The sequence below is a fragment of the Bradyrhizobium sp. 25ACV genome, from assembly GCF_054863005.1.
Genome location: NZ_JAVAYO010000058.1, coordinates 1 through 302, shown reverse-complemented (window position 1 = coordinate 302; position 302 = coordinate 1). Strand labels below are relative to the sequence as shown.

The following is a 302-nucleotide window of genomic DNA, read 5'->3' as shown; positions in this document are numbered from 1 at the left end:
GGCGGCGAGCAGCAGATGCTCGCGGTCGCCCGCGCCCTGATGCTGCGGCCGCGGCTGATGCTGCTGGACGAGCCCTCTTTCGGCCTCGCGCCGCTGGTGGTGCGCGACCTGTTCGGCATCCTTGGCAAGATCAACCGCGAGGACAAGGTGTCGATCCTTGTGGTCGAGCAGAACGCCCAGCTCGCGCTGGAGCTCGCCGACCAGGCCTATGTGATCGAGACCGGCCGCATCGTGATGTCGGGCAACGCCAAGGACATCGCGAACAACGAAGAAATCCGCAAATCCTATCTGGGTTACTGAGG

1 protein-coding gene is annotated in these 302 nt (G+C 64.6%); it reads left to right on the top strand.

The window, feature by feature from the left end; translation table 11 throughout:
• Positions 1 to 300 (top strand): ATP-binding cassette domain-containing protein (locus tag RAD04_RS38560; protein WP_461627951.1); only part of this gene is annotated, 300 nt, incomplete at its 5' end.
• Positions 301 to 302 lie beyond the last annotated feature (2 nt).